This window comes from Pseudomonas sp. XK-1, assembly GCF_038069885.1.
GTDB lineage: Bacteria > Pseudomonadota > Gammaproteobacteria > Pseudomonadales > Pseudomonadaceae > Aquipseudomonas.
This window is the reverse complement of record NZ_JBBPES010000001.1, coordinates 156303-170877: the sequence shown is the minus strand read 5'-3', so window position 1 is coordinate 170877 and position 14575 is coordinate 156303. Positions and strand designations below refer to the sequence as shown.

Sequence of the window (14575 nt, the reverse complement as noted above, 5' to 3'; positions counted from 1 at the left end):
TCAGTAGCCCGACGCAGAGCGGGCAGCACATCACTCAATGAGGGTAACCGCGTGGAAGCGCTAAAACAGAAGATTCGCGATGAAGGCACCGTGCTCTCGGAGCAGGTACTCAAGGTCGATGCCTTTCTCAATCACCAGATCGACCCCAAGCTGATGCAGCAGATCGGTCATGAGTTCGCCCGGCGCTTCGCCGGCCAGGGCATCACCAAGATCGTCACCATCGAGGCCTCGGGCATTGCCCCGGCGGTGATGGCCGGCCTGGAGCTGGGGGTGCCGGTGATCTTCGCGCGCAAATACCAGTCGCTGACGCTCAAGGACGACCTGTATGTCTCCACGGTGTTTTCCTTCACCAAGCAGACCGAAAGCACCCTGGCCATCTCGGCCAAGCACCTGAGCGCCCAGGATCATGTGCTGCTGATCGACGACTTCCTCGCCAACGGCCACGCCGCCCGCGCCCTGATCGACTTGATCGGCCAGGCCGGCGCGAGCATCGCCGGTATTGGCGTGGTGATCGAGAAGTCCTTCCAGCGCGGCCGCGCCGAGCTGGATGCCCAGGGTTACCGGGTCGAGTCGCTGGCGCGTATCGATTCGCTGAAAGACGGCCAGGTCAGCTTTCTCGATTAGCCTCTGCTGTTACCCGTAGCGCCGCCAACAGCAGACGCCGATAGAGCTTCTCGGCCAGGCCCCGCGGCTGCGCCAGGGCCATGCGCTGAAGATGTTCGGGATAGGCCGCCGGCGCGGGGGCGCGCAACAGGGCGCGGGCCAGCTCCAGGCAATGGGCGACCTTAACCCGGCTCTTCAGCCAGCTCAGCGCGGGCAACAGTTCGCGCTCGATCCGGGTGAAATCGCTGCCCAGGGGAAAGCTCGCAAACTGCGCCGGGTGCCGCGCCTGCACGGCCTGCAAACGCTCGGGGCGGTTGTCGCTGAAGCGCGCATCGAGGCGAAAATCCCTGGGCAGCTTGCCGGCCCGCTGGGCCTGGGCGATCAGATCGGGCTGGAAGCGCGAATCGCTGATCTTGAGCAGCGCCTCGATCACCTCGGCATCGGTCTTGCCGCGCAGGTCGGCGATGCCGTACTCGGTCACCACCATGTCGCGTAGGTGCCGCGGAATGGTCACATGGCCATAGTCCCAGACCAGATTCGAACTGACCTTGCCACCCGCCTCACGCCAGCTGCGCAGCAACAGAATTGAGCGTGCACCGGGCAGCGCGTGGCCCTGGACGACGAAGTTGTACTGCCCGCCGACGCCGCTGAGCACCCGACCATCCTCCAGCTGATCGGCCACCCCGGCCCCCATCAGGGTCATGGTAAAGGCCGTGTTGATAAAGCGCGCATCGCGGCGTTGCAGGCGCTTGAGCGTTGCGTCGCCGTACAGCTCGTTGATAAAGCCGATGCCGGTCATGGCGAAGCGGGCCAACTGCTCCGCGCTCAGTTCGCGCAGGCGCTGGTAGAAGGCTTGCGGGCCGAGAAAGAAGCCGCCATGCACCACCACGCCGCCGCGCGCCGGGCCGAGATACGGCTGCAAACCGGCCTGGCTGTGTGGATCGCGCAGATCGGCCGAAATCGACTCGCCTTCAGGCAGCAACAAGCGTCCCTGACCCCAGCCGATCGACTCGGCCAGCACCCCGCAACCCTGCAGCCAGTGCAGCGTTGCGGAGTCGAGCTGCGGAGCCAGGCCGGCGTCGAGCAGGGCCTGGACGCTGCGCGGCATGCCCCGTTCATCCAGCGCAGCGCCATTGGCCAACTGCTGCAGATGCAACTCGGGGTATACCGGGCGGCGCACGATGCCCGCATCGGCCAGGACCAGCAGGCCGTTGACGAACATCTCGCTGCAGCCGTAGAGGCCCTCGGCAAAGGGCTGCAGACCGCCATCCTTGTCGATCTCGGCGGCCCAGTGACGCGTGCAGTGCAGTTCGTCCAGCGCCGCCCGGTAGGCCGGGTTATCCGCCTGGCGGGCGAGCAAGGCGGCGGTCAGTGCATCGCCCATGGCACCGATGCCGATCTGCAGGGTGCCGCCGTCGCGAACCAGGGCGCTGGCCTGCAGACCGATGCAATGGTCCTGCAGGGTCACCGGCATATTCGGCGTGGAAAACAGCGTGCTGTGGTCTTCGTCCAGTAACTGCAGGTCGAACATGGCGCGCGGCACTTCGGCAGTGCCGGCCATATAGGGCAGCGCCCGATGCACCTGGGCCAGGCACAGAATGGTTTCGCCGGCGGCGCGGCGGCGCGCCAACAGCGGCAGCAGGTCCAGGGTGATATCCGGGTTGCAGCTGAGGCTGAAATGCTCCGGGCGTTGCGGATCCTGGGCAACCAGCTGGGCAATCAGATTCAGGCCCTTGTCATTCAGGTCGCGGGCGACATGGCTGTAATTGCTGCTGATGTAGTTCTGCTGCGTCGTGGTGCTGTCGAGCAGGCTGCCCGGTTGCAGGAAGAACTGCTCGACACGCACGTTGGCCGGCAAGCAGTCGCGGCGCAGGTCAGCGAGAAAATCCAGCTCCGGGTAGTCGCCATATACGCGCTGGATAAAGGGCTCGAGAAAGCGCCGCGACAGCCCCGAACCGAGGGGCGGACGGCCCAGGCACAGTGCGGTGTAGATCACCAGTTGGCGTTCGGGTAATTGCTTGAGCCGCGCATAGAGCGCATTCACCCACTGGTTGGGTTTGCCCAGGCCCAGGGGTAGGCCGAGCCGGATCGGGCCGTCGAGTTCGACGAGCACCCGGTCGACCGCTTGCTCGATGGAGCAAAGCTTGTGCATCCAATGCCCTGCAGGGTGAGTGGCTCGGGATCGGCGGCGCGCAATGCCGCGCTGCCATCTGCATAGCAGTGTGGACCCGCGGCGGCGAATGGGGATGCTAAGGTCCCACGGAAAAACAAAAAACCGCCCGAAGGCGGTTTTCTTAGGTGCCGCTCTCGCTTACAAGCCGGACATCTTCTGAATTGCACCACGCAGCTCGTCATCCGAGCAATCGGCGCAGGTGCCTTTCGGCGGCATGGAATTGAGGCCGGCGATGGCATTCGCCAGCAAGCCGTCTACGCCATTGCTGGCACGGGCCGTCCAGGCAGCGGTATCGCCGATCTTCGGCGCGCCGAGGATACCCGGGGTATGGCAGGCACCGCAGTGCTTGGCGATGATGTCATCGGCAGTACGTGCAGCACCACCAGCAGCAACCGCCACGGCACCCACGCCCTTGCATTCTTCGCCCATCACGCAGACTTCACCGACCGGCTTGAGGCGCTCGGCAATGGCTTCGTCGGTCGTGGCCTGAGCAGTCACTGCCCACAGGGCCAATACGGTAGCAGGTGCTACCAGGATCTTTTTAATCAGGTTCACGGTACACCCTCATCGTGGCTAGTCACGCCCGCGGCCACGGTTTCGCGAGCGGGCGTCAGTATAACGGCAAGCGCAGCAGGCCGAAACAACCCAGATTGTCGCAGGGTTATTTAGAAATTCGCCGGTGTGGTGGCGCTGATGAGCCGCGCCGGCTGTTCATAAGGGTTGCGGAATCGGTGCGGTTTGCTGCTCTCGAAGTAGTAGCTGTCGCCCGGCTCGAGGATAAATACCTCGTCGCCGACGGTCAGCTCCAGCCTGCCGGAAACCAGCATGCCGGCCTCTTCGCCCTCATGGGCATACATCTCGTCACCGGTATCGGAACCCACGGGATAGGTTTCATCGAGGAAGGCGATGGCCCTGCTCGGATGTGCCTTGCCCACCAGCTTCATGGTGATGGCACCACTGCAGATATCGGTAAGTTCGGCGGCGCGATAGACCACCTGGGCCTGGTTGTCCGGCTCCACATCCAGGGAGAAAAACTCCACCAGCGACATGGGAATACCCGCCAGCACCTTTTTCAACGAACTGATCGAGGGGCTTACGCTGTTCTTCTCGATCATCGAAATGGTGCTGTTGGTCACGCCTGCCCGCTTGGCGAGTTCACGCTGGGATAGGCCTTTGAGTTTGCGAATGGATTGCAGTCGTACACCGACGTCCAATGCTGGAGTCCCCCTTGGGATAGATACGGAAAAGTCGCCGTATCATGGCATAGCGTTCAGAATTTACAACACTCGCATGCAAACTCACCTACAGCGTCACTCTTAGTCCCCGAGATAGAGCAGCGGCACCCGCCGCAGGTTGCAGAAAAGCTGATAGGGAATACTGCCGGCCTGAGTAGCCACATCGCTGGCCAGCACCTGCTTACCCCAGAGCTCGACCCTGCTGCCCAGCCCTGCGTGGGGTAAATCGGTCAGGTCGACGGTGAGCATGTCCATCGACACCCGACCGATCAGGCGAGTCAGTTGGCCATCCACCGCCACCGGGGTGCCGGTGGGGGCATGGCGCGGATAGCCATCGGCATAGCCCATGGCGACCACGCCGACCCGGGTCGGCCGATCGCTGACAAAGCGTGCACCATAACCAACAGGCTCGCCGGCCGGCAGTTCGCGCACGCTGATGATCTTCGATTCCAGGGTCATCACCGGCTGCAGGCGCGCCGCCACGGCCTGGGTCTGTTCGAACGGGGTTGCGCCATAGAGCATGATGCCGGGGCGCACCCAGTCGCTTGGCACGCTTGGCCAGCCCAATACGGCTGGCGAATTGCGCAGGCTGACCTCGGCGACAATGCCCTGGCGCGCCTGCTGAAACACCGCCAGCTGCTCCTCGCTGCGCGGACAATCCAGCTCGTCGGCGCGGGCAAAGTGGCTCATCAGCACCACCTTGCCGACCTTGCCGCTGGCCAGCAGACGCTGGTAAGCCGCCTGGTAGTCAGCCGGATGCAGACCGACCCGGTGCATGCCGCTGTCCATCTTCAGCCAGACTGTCAGTGGGCCGCGTACAGCGCTGCGTTCAATCGCCTCCAACTGCCACAACGAATGCACCACGCACCACAGCTCGTGCTGCTCGATCAGCGCCAGTTCGTCGGCCTCGAAAAAGCCCTCCAGCAGCAGGATCGGCCCACGGATACCGGCCTCGCGCAGCTGCAGTGCTTCCTCGATACAGGCCACGGCAAAGCCATCGGCCTGCTCCTGCAGGGCCTGGGCACAGCGCACCGCGCCATGGCCGTATGCGTCCGCCTTGATCACCGCCAGGGCGCGCGCGCCGGTTACTTCACGGGCCAGCTGGTAGTTGTGACGCAGAGCTTGCAGATCGATCAGGGCACGGGCAGGACGCATGGTGTTCTCGAATGGTCAGGCAGTCTTGGGGCTAACAGGCCATCGGCACTCACCGCGTAGGGCTGCCGGTGCGCACGGCGCACCCTACAATCGGGCCAGCTTAGGCAAACTGCAGGCTTAAAAAAGCCCGGTGTGATGCCGGGCAAACACTTATCGCAATCGGGGCGGTGGCGACTTATAGAGCCGCCACCACCATCATCTCTACCAGCACCTCGGGCTTGTACATCTTCGCCTCGACGCAGGCGCGGGCGGCAGCGGCACCCTCGGCGACCCAGGCGTCGTACTCGGCGTTAAGGCCGTCGTAGTGGGCGTCCATGTCCTTGAGGTAGATGGTCACCGAGAGAATCTTGCTCTTGTCGCTGCCGGCCTCGGCCAGCATGCGGTCGATATTGGCCAGGGTCTCGCGGGTCTGCTGGCGGATATCGCCGCTGTAGTCGTCGGCCAGCTGGCCGGCGAGGTAGACGGTGCCGTTGTGGATCACCACTTCGCTGTAGCGTTTTTCCACATGCAGGCGCTGGATGGACATGGTTCGAGTCTCCTGAAGAACGGGGCGCGCAGCCTATCAGGTGCGCAGCGGCTGCGGCGCGATCTGCACGTCGGGACGCTTGCGCGAGTAGCGGGAAATATCCAGGCCCTCGGCGCTGATCTGTGGGCGCTTGTTGCCGATCAGATCGGCCAGCAGGCGACCAGAGCCGCAGGCCATGGTCCAGCCCAGGGTACCGTGACCGGTGTTGAGGAACAGGTTGCGGAACGCAGTGGCACCGACGATCGGCGTGCCATCCGGGGTAGCAGGACGCAGGCCGGTCCAGAATTCGGCCTGGGCCAGATCGCCGCCTTGCGGATAAAGGTCAGCGGTGATCATTTCCAGAGTGGCGCGGCGCTTGGGGTTGAGGCTCAGGTCGAAACCGGCGATCTCGGCCATGCCGCCCACCCGAATGCGGTTGTCGAAACGGGTGATCGCCACCTTGTAGGTTTCGTCGAGGATGGTCGAGGTCGGAGCCATCTCGGCATTGGTGATTGGCACGGTCAGCGAGTAACCCTTGAGCGGATACACCGGGGCTTTGATGCCCAGCGGCTTGAGCAGTTGCGGGCTGTAGCTGCCGAGGGCCAGCACGTAGCGGTCGGCGGTTTCCAGCTTGCCGTCGATCCATACGCCATTGACCCGATCACCCACCGCGTCGATCCGCTGGATGTTCTGGCCAAAACGGAATTCCACGCCCAGCCCCTTGGCCATCTCGGCCAGCTTGCTGGTGAACACCTGGCAGTCGCCGGTCTGGTCGTTGGGCAGGCGCAGCGCGCCGGCCAGCTTGTCGGTAACCGCGGCCAGGGCCGGTTCAACCCGGGCGATGCCAGCGCGGTCGAGCACTTCATAGGGCACGCCGGATTGCTGCAGCACGGCGATGTCCTTGGCCGCGTTGTCCAGCTGGGCCTGGGTGCGGAACAGCTGGGTAGTGCCCAGGCTGCGGCCCTCGTAGGCGATGCCGGTCTCCTGCCGCAGTTCGTCGAGGCAGTCGCGGCTGTACTCGGACAGGCGCACCATGCGCTCCTTGTTCACCGCGTAACGGCTGGCGGTGCAGTTGCGCAGCATCTGCGCCATCCACAGGTACTGGTCGATATCGCCAGTGGCCTTGATCGCCAGCGGCGCGTGCTTCTGCAGCAACCACTTGATGGCTTTCAGCGGGATGCCTGGAGCGGCCCAGGGCGAGGCATAGCCGGGAGAGACCTGGCCGGCATTGGCGAAACTGGTTTCCATGGCCGGGCCGTCCTGACGGTCGACCACCACCACCTCGAAACCCTGGCGCGCCAGATAATACGCACTGGCCGTACCAATTACACCGCTACCCAGAACCAGAACCCGCATAACCTTCTCCTCGACGCGACCCAGCGCGACGGACAGTGCCAGAACCACAATTGAGCGCAGTATAAGAAGAGACGAGCAGTGCTATTCACTATATAAATAGCTATATTTGGCGAGAATTCTTGGCAAAAACGCCTTCAGCAGAGGGGTATCCACCATGCGAACCCAACATCAGAGTCGCCGCGAGCTGGACAAGATCGACCGCAATATCCTCCGCATCCTCCAGGAAGACGGGCGCATCAGCTTTACCGAGCTGGGCGAGCGGGTCGGTCTGTCCACCACCCCCTGCACCGAGCGGGTACGCCGCCTGGAGCGCGAGGGCATCATCATGGGCTACCACGCGCGGCTCAATCCGCAGCAGCTCAAGGCCAGCCTGCTGGTATTCGTCGAGATCAGCCTGGACTACAAGTCCGGTGATACCTTCGAGGAATTCCGCCGCGCCGTACTCAAGCTGCCCCACGTACTCGAATGCCACCTGGTGTCCGGCGACTTTGACTACCTGGTGAAGGCGCGGATCAACGAGATGGCCAGCTACCGCAAGCTGCTCGGCGATATCCTGCTCAAGCTGCCCCATGTGCGCGAGTCGAAGAGCTATATCGTGATGGAAGAGGTCAAGGAGTCGCTCAGCCTGCCGGTACCGGACTGAACCACGCGACGAATACCTACTTGGGGTGTCCCGGGTCCGCCCAGGCCGTACACACCAATGCAGTCCATCGCCCGCAGGGTGCGCTGTGCGCAGCAATGTTCGGACCTACACAAGTCGCTGTCGGGTCGTGGCTATCAGCTGGTGCACCTGCTTTTCCACCGCCGCCTCGATCGGCTGCTCGGGGCCTTGCCCGCGCGGGCACGGCAGGCTCGGGGTGGTGCCGAACAGGCGGCAGATCAGCGGGCGCTGGTCATACACCTGGCAACCTTGCGGACCCAGGTGCACGCAGTTGAACTCGGCCAGAGCGGCGTCGTGCTCGGCATCGCTTTTGACCGGCAGCCGCGCCAGTTCCTCGGACGAGGCGGTAACCGGGCCACAGCAATCGTGGCAACCTGGCACGCAGGCGAACGCGGGAATCTGCAAACGCAGCTGGTCGATCTTGCGGCCGGTGCAACTCATGGGAACGATCCTGAGGACGGGTGCCCATGGTAACTGCACAGGCGACGCGAGCGCGCCGGGCCAGCGGCTTTATCGACGAAAAACGCGTTATTTGGCAATTGCCCCTTGGCGTATGGCGAAGCGCACGCTTATGCTTCGTAAAATTTTCCAAACACAATAATCAGGATTCCACACATGAACGCCCGCGTTCACCAGCCGGTTCACAACAGCCAGCACGCCGCCTCCTACTACGCCGCCAGCGCCAACCGGCAACTGGCCTACCCGCCGCTGCAAGGCGAACTGCGTGCCGATGTGTGCGTCGTCGGTGGTGGCTTCAGCGGCCTTAATACGGCGATCGAGCTGGCGCAGAAGGGGCTCTCGGTGATTCTCCTGGAAGCCCACAAGATCGGCTGGGGAGCCAGCGGGCGCAACGGCGGGCAGCTTATCCGCGGGGTCGGCCACGGCGTCGAGCAGTTCGAGGCGCAGATAGGTGCCGAGGGCGTGCGCCAGCTGAAGCTGATGGGCCTGGAGGCGGTGGAAATCGTCCGCCGCCGGGTCGCGCAGTTCAGTATCGACTGCGACCTGACCTGGGGTTATTGCGACCTGGCCAACAAACCCAGCCACCTGGAAGGCTTCGCCGAGGACATGGCCGAGCTCAAGCAGCTGGGCTATCAGCACGAAATGCGCCTGCTGCAACCGGAGCAGATGCATGAGGTGGTGGGCTCCGACCGCTATGTCGGCGGCATGATCGATATGGGCTCCGGCCACCTGCACCCGCTCAACCTGGCCCTCGGCGAAGCCGCCGCGGCGCAGAGCCTGGGCGTGCAGCTGTTCGAGGACTCGGAGGTCAACCGCATCGACTACGGCCCCGAGGTCAGGGTACACACCGCCCAGGGTGTGGTGCGCGCCGCCAGCCTGGTGCTCGGCTGCAACGCCTACCTGAATGGCCTGAACAACAATCTGGGCGGCAAGGTGCTGCCGGCCGGCAGCTATGTGATCGCCACCGAACCGCTGTCCGAGGCCGAAGCGCGGGCGATCATTCCGCAGAATATGGCCCTGTGCGACCAGCGCGTGGCCCTGGATTACTACCGCCTGTCCGCCGACCGCCGCCTGCTGTTCGGCGGTGCCTGCCACTACTCCGGGCGGGACCCGGCGGACATCGCCGGCTATATGCGACCGAAGATGCTGGCGGTGTTCCCGCACCTGCACGACGTGCGCATCGACTACCAATGGGGCGGCATGATCGGTATCGGGGCCAACCGCCTGCCGCAGATCGGCCGGCTCAAGGATCAGGCCAACGTCTACTACGCCCAGGCCTACTCGGGCCACGGGGTCAACGCCACCCACTTGGCTGGCAAACTGCTCGCCGAGGCCATCGCCGGCCAGGCCAGCAGCGGCTTCGACCTGTTCGCCAAGGTGCCGCATATGACCTTCCCCGGCGGCAAACACCTGCGCTCACCGCTGCTGGCTCTGGGCATGCTTTGGCATCGACTCAAAGAACTGGTCTGAGAACCTGCTTATGATCTGCTGCGCATCGGCCCTGCTGCGTTAAAAACAGGCTCGGGTGCGAGCTCAGTCGGAATGCTCATGTACAAAAGTACACTCGTATGCGAGCCCAGTCCGCTTCCTCGCCGCTTTGACCAGCCGGAGGCTGTTACTAACGTAGCGCCTTGCATGACTCTAGCTCGCGAAATCCTAAGCAGATTCTGAGCGTTTTGCGCACGCCCCTCACAACTTCCAGAACGGCAGAAAAGCCTCGCGCCTGGCCTGTTCACGGCTCAGGCCGACATCCTTGAGCTGTTCATCGGTCAGTGTCAGCAGCGCCCGGCGAGTCGACAGGCGCAGCCAGAAAGCGCTCCAGCGGCTTACAGCCGGTTTGGCCGCGCCCGCCTGTGCATACAGATGCCCGCCAGCGCACTGCTGCAACTCGCCTGATTTCATTGTCAGCCTGACATCACTTAATCCGTTCATCGCCTGCTCCTGCCCGTAAGCCTGATGGGAGATCATGATGAGCGACGGGGAAAAAGCATGACAGATTCAAAAAATAACTTTTAAATCCATACAGATCTCAGCATCCAGGCTCTGAATGGTGGATTTTCGGTCTATCTGTACTGGCGGGTTAAATGCCAAGGGAAAGTGCGGGGCAACTGTTATGACGCTTTATATCAATCTGGCCGAATTGCTCGGCACCCGTATTGAGCAGGGGCTGTACCGCCCCGGCGATCGCCTGCCCTCCGTGCGCGCCCTGAGCCTGGAACATGGCGTCAGCCTGAGCACAGTGCAGCAAGCCTATCGCCACCTGGAAGATCAGGGCCTGGCCACACCCAAACCCAAGTCCGGCTACTTTGTGCCCCAGGCCCGCCATCAGCCGGCGCTGCCCATGGTCAGCCGCATGGCTCAGCGCCCCGTGGACGTATCGCAGTGGGATCAGGTGCTGGAGCTGATCAGCCGGCCGCCCGGGCAAGAGGGCCTGCTGCAGCTCGGCCGGGGCCGGCCGGATATCGACAGCCCGACACTCAAGCCACTGCTGCGTTCGCTGTCGCGCCTGAGCCGCCGCCAGGACGCAACCAGCCTGACCTATGGCTGCATATACGGCCACCTGGGTATGCGTGAGCAGATCTCGCGGCTGATGCTTGACTCCGGCTGCAGCCTGTCGCCCGAGGAGATCATCGTCACCACCGGCTGCCACGAGGCGCTGTCGGCGGCGATCCGCGCGATTTGCCAACCCGGCGATATCGTCGCGGTCGACTCGCCGAGCTTCCACGGCGTAATGCAGGCGCTCAAGGGCTTCGGCATGAAGGCCCTGGAACTGCCCACCGACCCGATTACCGGGATCAGCCTGGAGGCCCTGGAGCTGGCCCTGGAGCAATGGCCGATCAAGGCCATTCAGCTGACCCCGACCTGCAACAATCCGCAGGGCTATATCATGCCCGACGCCAACAAGCGCGCCCTGCTGGCCCTGGCCCAGCGCTATGACGTGGCCATTATCGAGGATGACGTTTACGGCGACCTGGCCTACAGCTACCCGCGCCCACGCACGATCAAATCCTATGACGATGACGGTCGCGTGCTGCTCTGCAGCTCCTTCTCCAAGACCCTGGCCCCCGGCCTGCGTATCGGCTGGATCGCCCCAGGACGCTACCTGGAGCGCGTACTGCACATGAAATACATGGGTACCGGCAGCACCGCCCAGTTGCCGCAGCTGGCCATCACCGAATACCTGGAAGCCGGCCATTACGAGCCCCACCTGCGGCGCATGCGCGCACAGTACCAGCGCGGACGCGACCTGATGATCGACTGGGTCAGCCGCTATTTCCCTGCTGGCACCCGGGTCAGCCGACCCCAGGGCAGTTTTATGCTGTGGATTGAACTGCCGACAGGTTTTGACAGCCAGCGCCTGAACCGCGAACTGCTGCCACACGCCATCCAGATCGCCCCCGGCAGCATCTTTTCCGCCGCCGGCAAATACCGCAATTGCCTGCGCATCAACTACGCCGCCAAGCCCAGCGCCAGCCTCGAAGAGGCCATCCGCCAGACCGGGGTCTGCGTCGCCAGGTTGCAGGCAGAACAGCAGCTCGCCGAAACAGCGGCAGACGCCATGCTCACGTCCTGGCGCTAGCCACCTCGCTGAATGCCCTGCGCTGAAACGCCAGCCAGACGAAGAACGCCGCGCCCAGGGCCATCAACACCGGCAGGGCATGACCGCTGACCCACTGGCTGGCGGCACCGGTGGACAGCGGTCCGAGCAGACAACCCGCGCCCCAGAGCAGGGCGATATGGGCATTGGCGCGTACCAGGGCATCGTCCCGATAGCGCTGGCCGACCAGGATCAGCGACAGGGTGTAGAGCCCGCCGGCACTGGCTCCGAACAGCACCAGCACGGGCCAGATCAGCGGTGTATGCAGCAGCACGGGAATGCTCAGGCTGGAACCCAGCAGCACCACCCCGCAGCAGCGGAACAGGGTCTGCCGCGGCACCCGGTCGGCCAGCCAGCCGATGGGCAGCTGCAAGGCGGCATCGCCCACCACCACGGTGCTGACCATGATCAACGCCAGTTGCTGAGGGAAGCCTTCGCGCAGCAGGTAGACCGGCAACAGGGTCAGGACCATGGCCTCGAAGGCGGCAAACAGCACCACCGCCCAGGCAATCGCCGGCGAGGTTCGGCAGAACGCCAGGATGCCCCGCCCGGAAGCACTCTGCGCATCGACCTTGGGCGCGCCATCATGGCCCAGCAACAGCAGACTGCCCGCCACCAGCAAGCCCGCGGAAAACCAGAACCCGTGGTCGTTCTCGGTGCCTATCAGGGTCAGCAGCAGCGGCCCGCACAGCTGACTAAGGGCGAAACCGGTGCCGTACAGGGCCACCAGGCGGCCGCGCAGACGGTCCTCGACCAGCTGGTTGATCCAGCTTTCGCCGAGGACAAACACCACAGTCAGGGAAATACCGATCAGCAGACGCAGCAGCAGCCACAGCGGATAGCTCGGCATCACGCTGAGCAGCCCCACCGACACCGCGCTGGCCAGCAGGCACAGGCGCAGCGTCTGCGGCGTGCCGAACCAGCCGGCCAGATGCCCGGTCAGGCGCGCCCCCAGCAATACCCCCAACGCCGGCATCGCCGCCATCACGCCGATGGCAAAGGGGCCATAACCCCAGGCCTCGAGGCGAAAGGACACCAGCGGCAGGGTTACCCCCAGCGACAGTCCGACTATCACCACCGCCGCACTGACGGCGAAATAGGTTGCCCACTTCATCTGCTCAACTCCATTCCTTGGGTGCCTCAGGCACCGCTCGCAAAGCCCGGCGCGCGAATGCAAGGCGGCCGGGTTCCTTGGGGGAACCCGGCGCGGGTCTGGCTCGATGAGCCGATCCCCTGGGGGATCGACCTGACGGACTGTCGAAGTATCGAGCAGCCGCTGGGACGCTGTTCAAGCCATCCCGATTGCTTACAGTTTGATCCAGGTCGCCTTGATCTCGGTGTACTTGTCGAAGGCATGCAGCGACTTGTCGCGGCCGTTGCCCGACTGCTTGTAGCCGCCGAACGGTGCGGTCATGTCGCCGCCGTCGTACTGGTTGACCCACATGCTGCCCACACGCAGGGCCTTGGCCGCCAGGTGCGCCTTGGACAGGTTGCTGGTCCAGATCGCCGCCGCCAGGCCATAGATGCTGTCGTTGGCGATCTTGATCGCCTCCTCGGTGCTGTCGAACGGAATCACCGTCAGCACCGGGCCGAAGATCTCTTCCTGGGCGATGCGCATGGCGTTGTGGGCATCGTCGAAGATGGTCGGCTCGACATACACGCCGCCCGTCTCTTCCAGGGTGCGCTTGCCGCCACAGAGCAGCTTGGCCTGGTCGGCATGGCCCGCCTCGATATAGCCGAGCACCGCATTGAGATGGCCAGCATCGACCAGTGCGCCGACCTTGGTGTCCGGGTCCAGGGCGTGACCGGCCTTCCAGCCCTGCATGGCTTCCAGCACCATGGGCATGAACTGATCCTTGATCGAACGCTCCACCAGCAGGCGCGAGCCGGCGGTGCACATCTCGCCCTGGTTGAAGCAGATCGCTGCGGCCGCTGCTTCCGCCGCCGCCTTGAGGTCCGGGGCATCGGCGAAGACGATGTTGGCACTCTTGCCGCCGGCCTCCAGCCACACGCGTTTCATGTTCGATTCGCCAGCGTAGATCATCAGCTGCTTGGCGATCTTGGTCGAACCGGTGAACACCAGGGTGTCGACGTCCATATGCAGGGCCAGAGCCTTGCCGACGGTGTGGCCGTATCCCGGCAGCACGTTGAGTACGCCGGCCGGAATGCCGGCCTGCAAGGCCAGTTCAGCCATGCGCAGGGCGGTCAGCGGCGATTTCTCCGAGGGTTTGACGATCACCGAGTTACCGGTGGCCAGGGCCGGGCCGAGCTTCCAGCAGGTCATGATCATCGGGAAGTTCCACGGCACGATCGCCGCGACCACGCCGACCGGCTCACGGGTGACCAGGCCCAGCTCGTCGTGGGGGGTGGCCGCCACTTCGTCGTAGATCTTGTCCACCGCTTCACCGCTCCAGCGAATAGCCCGCGAAGCACCCGGCACATCGACGCCCAGGGAATCACTGATCGGCTTGCCCATGTCCAGGGTTTCCAGCAGCGCCAGTTCTTCGGCGTGCTCGTCCATCAGGTCGGCGAAGCGGATCATCACGCGCTTGCGCTGCGCCGGTGCCATGCGCGACCAGACGCCGGACTCGAAGGTGGCGCGGGCATCCTGCACGGCCAATTCGGCATCGGCCAGGTCGCAGCTAGCGACCTGGCCGAGCAGACGCCCGTCGACCGGGCTGACGCAGTCGAAGGTCGCCCCGGAGACGGCGGCGCGGTATTCGCCGTGAATAAAGGCACGGCCTTCGATCTTCAGGTCGTTGGCGCGCTGCTCCCAGTCGGCACGAGTCAGGCTAGTCATTCGGGGATCCTCTAACGGTAAAAAGTGCCG

14 protein-coding genes are annotated in these 14575 nt (G+C 64.1%); 4 read left to right on the top strand and 10 right to left on the bottom strand.

The genetic code is table 11. The features are described from left to right. The first annotated feature begins 51 nt into the window (after positions 1-51). The gene (locus WMW70_RS00770; protein WP_341435620.1) at positions 52-624 is read left to right on the top strand and encodes a xanthine phosphoribosyltransferase; all 573 of its coding nucleotides are present in this window, start codon (positions 52-54) and stop codon (positions 622-624) included. Here the strand turns inward: WMW70_RS00770 and WMW70_RS00765 are convergent. The 6 genes from WMW70_RS00765 to dadA form a co-directional block, all read right to left on the bottom strand. Next, a complete protein-coding gene (locus WMW70_RS00765) occupies positions 608-2755 on the bottom strand; it encodes an acetyl-CoA hydrolase/transferase C-terminal domain-containing protein (protein ID WP_341435619.1) in 2148 nt (715 codons plus the stop codon). The genes WMW70_RS00770 and WMW70_RS00765 overlap by 17 nt on opposite strands. Positions 2756-2914: 159 nt before the next feature. Next, complete coding sequence (locus tag WMW70_RS00760; protein WP_341435618.1) at positions 2915-3331, bottom strand: c-type cytochrome; 417 nt, start codon at positions 3329-3331, stop codon at positions 2915-2917. Between the two features lie 110 nt (positions 3332-3441). Continuing rightward, positions 3442-3990: a cupin domain-containing protein gene (locus WMW70_RS00755; RefSeq protein ID WP_341435617.1), complete on the bottom strand. Its 549-nt coding sequence runs from the start codon at positions 3988-3990 to the stop codon at positions 3442-3444. A 102-nt stretch (positions 3991-4092) separates the two neighbouring features. Next, positions 4093-5166, bottom strand: a complete 1074-nt coding sequence (gene alr, locus WMW70_RS00750) for an alanine racemase (RefSeq protein ID WP_341435616.1) — start codon at positions 5164-5166, stop codon at positions 4093-4095. 175 nt (positions 5167-5341) lie between these two features. Then, positions 5342-5692: a RidA family protein gene (locus WMW70_RS00745; protein ID WP_341435615.1), complete on the bottom strand. Its 351-nt coding sequence runs from the start codon at positions 5690-5692 to the stop codon at positions 5342-5344. Between the two features lie 36 nt (positions 5693-5728). Continuing rightward, positions 5729-7027, bottom strand: a complete 1299-nt coding sequence (gene dadA, locus WMW70_RS00740; RefSeq protein WP_341435614.1) for a D-amino acid dehydrogenase — start codon at positions 7025-7027, stop codon at positions 5729-5731. Positions 7028-7181: 154 nt separating this feature from the next. On the opposite strand from dadA, the gene dadR reads away from it, so the two are divergent. Next, positions 7182-7670, top strand: a complete 489-nt coding sequence (dadR, locus tag WMW70_RS00735; RefSeq protein ID WP_160342859.1) for a transcriptional regulator DadR — start codon at positions 7182-7184, stop codon at positions 7668-7670. Positions 7671-7775: 105 nt separating this feature from the next. On the opposite strand, the gene WMW70_RS00730 is transcribed toward dadR, so the two are convergent. Further along, positions 7776-8129, bottom strand: a complete 354-nt coding sequence (locus WMW70_RS00730) for a YkgJ family cysteine cluster protein (protein WP_341435613.1) — start codon at positions 8127-8129, stop codon at positions 7776-7778. A gap of 174 nt (positions 8130-8303) precedes the next feature. Between WMW70_RS00730 and WMW70_RS00725 the strand changes: the two genes are divergently transcribed. Next, entirely contained in the window at positions 8304-9617 is a 1314-nt protein-coding gene (locus WMW70_RS00725; protein ID WP_341435612.1) for an NAD(P)/FAD-dependent oxidoreductase, read from the top strand. Between the two features lie 219 nt (positions 9618-9836). On the opposite strand, the gene WMW70_RS00720 is transcribed toward WMW70_RS00725, so the two are convergent. Continuing rightward, a complete protein-coding gene (locus WMW70_RS00720; protein ID WP_341435611.1) occupies positions 9837-10079 on the bottom strand; it encodes a DUF1127 domain-containing protein in 243 nt (80 codons plus the stop codon). A 181-nt stretch (positions 10080-10260) separates the two neighbouring features. On the opposite strand from WMW70_RS00720, the gene WMW70_RS00715 reads away from it, so the two are divergent. Then, positions 10261-11727 (top strand): aminotransferase-like domain-containing protein, encoded by a 1467-nt coding sequence (locus WMW70_RS00715; RefSeq protein ID WP_341435610.1) that lies wholly within the window; start codon positions 10261-10263, stop codon positions 11725-11727. Here the strand turns inward: WMW70_RS00715 and WMW70_RS00710 are convergent. Beyond that, positions 11711-12859: an MFS transporter gene (locus WMW70_RS00710; protein WP_341435609.1), complete on the bottom strand. Its 1149-nt coding sequence runs from the start codon at positions 12857-12859 to the stop codon at positions 11711-11713. The genes WMW70_RS00715 and WMW70_RS00710 overlap by 17 nt on opposite strands. Before the next feature lie 192 nt (positions 12860-13051). Continuing rightward, positions 13052-14545 carry an aldehyde dehydrogenase gene (locus WMW70_RS00705; protein WP_341435608.1) on the bottom strand — a complete coding sequence of 498 codons (1494 nt, stop codon included), beginning with the start codon at positions 14543-14545 and terminating at the stop codon, positions 13052-13054. Positions 14546-14575: the final 30 nt, after the last annotated feature.